This window comes from Rugamonas fusca, from assembly GCF_014042365.1.
GTDB classification, from domain to species: domain Bacteria; phylum Pseudomonadota; class Gammaproteobacteria; order Burkholderiales; family Burkholderiaceae_D; genus Rugamonas; species Rugamonas fusca.
This window is the reverse complement of record NZ_JACEZS010000114.1, coordinates 1-254: the sequence shown is the minus strand read 5'-3', so window position 1 is coordinate 254 and position 254 is coordinate 1. Positions and strand designations below refer to the sequence as shown.

The window sequence follows — 254 nt, the reverse complement described above, 5'->3', positions numbered from 1 at the left end:
AGCTTGACGATAACCTACTTTCACACTGGTTGCAGCACTATCATCGGCGCAGAGTTGTTTCACGGTCCTGTTCGGGATGGGAAGGGGTGGGACCAACTTGCTATGGTCATCAAGCTTTGACTTGTACAGCTTTCGCTCCCAACGGGGCAGCGACAGCTCGAATCTGGAAGAAGCAGTATAAACGATTTATACCGTTTATACAAGCGTAAGGATTGAGTAATGAAGTTGTATCAACGAACGTTCAACGCACTTCT

At 47.2% G+C, this 254-nt stretch carries 1 rRNA gene; it reads right to left on the bottom strand.

Going from position 1 to position 254, the window contains the following annotated elements:
• Position 1: 1 nt before the first annotated feature.
• Positions 2–114, bottom strand: a 5S ribosomal RNA gene (gene rrf, locus H3H36_RS26555).
• Between the last annotated feature and the right edge of the window lie 140 nt (positions 115–254).